The organism is Streptomyces sp. NPDC051172 (assembly GCF_040682555.1).
Taxonomy (GTDB): Bacteria; Actinomycetota; Actinomycetes; order Streptomycetales; family Streptomycetaceae; genus Streptomyces.
Genome location: NZ_JBFBBE010000491.1, coordinates 1 through 1,038, shown reverse-complemented (window position 1 = coordinate 1,038; position 1,038 = coordinate 1). Strand labels below are relative to the sequence as shown.

1 protein-coding gene is annotated in these 1,038 nt (G+C 71.6%); it reads right to left on the bottom strand.

The genetic code is table 11. The features are described from left to right. Positions 1-75 precede the first annotated feature (75 nt). Positions 76-1,038, bottom strand: a 963-nt coding sequence (locus tag AB0N07_RS52160; protein WP_365848170.1) for a transketolase C-terminal domain-containing protein, incomplete at its 5' end; no start/stop codon positions are given.

Genomic DNA, 1,038 nt, shown 5'->3' with positions numbered 1-1,038 from the left:
CCTCGGCGACGAGCCAGCGGACGACGTCGGCCTCGGTCAGGCCCTCGCCCAGGTCGGGCAGCAGGAAGGTGTTGCTCATGCGCGGGCCTCCTCGGCGGCGTCCAGGTCCCAGTTCAGGTCGTCGATCGCGTCCAGGATGCGGTCGATGTTCGGCAGGTGGTGCTCCTCGAGCTTCGGCGCGGGGAACGGGATGTCGAAGCCGGTCACGCGGCCCACGGGCGCCGCCAGCGAGTGGAAGCAGCGCTGCTGGATCCGGGCCACCAGCTCGGAGGCCACGGACGCGAAGCCCTGCGGCTCGGCGACGACGACGGCGCGGCCGGTCTTGGCGACCGAGGCGGTCATCGTGTCCTCGACCAGCGGGTTCACGGTGCGCAGGTCCACGACCTCCACCGAGAGCCCCTCCTCCGCGGCCGCATGGGCGGCGGCAAGGCAGGTGGGCACGGAGGGGCCGTAGGAGACGAGGGTGACGTCCGTGCCCTCGCGGACGACGGCGGCGCGGGCCCATGCCTCGCCGTGCTCCTTCGTGTCCTCGACGCGGGCCCAGCCCTCCTCGAACTCGGCGCGCAGCTGGTCGAGGTCGAGCTCGGCCTTGGTCCAGTACATCTTCTTGGGCTCCATGAAGACCACCGGATCGTCCAGGCGGATGGCCGAGCGCAGCATCATGTACGCGTCCTTCACCGAGGCCGGGGTGTACACCTTCAGGCCCGGGGTGTGCGCGTAGTAGGACTCGGAGGAGTCGCAGTGGTGCTCCACGCCGCCGATGCCCCCGCCGTAGGGGATGCGGAGGGTGATCGGCATGGGCGTGGCGCCCTTGGTGCGGTTGCGCATCTTGGCCACGTGCGAGGCGATCTGCTCGAAGGCCGGGTACGCGAACGCGTCGAACTGCATCTCGATCACGGGGCGGGCGCCGCCGAGGGCCATGCCCACGGCCTTGCCCGCGATGCCGGACTCGGCCAGCGGGGTGTCGAAGCAGCGCTCCTCGCCGATGCGCGCGGTCAGCCCGTCCGTGATGCGGATGACGCCGCCGAGGGTGCCGAC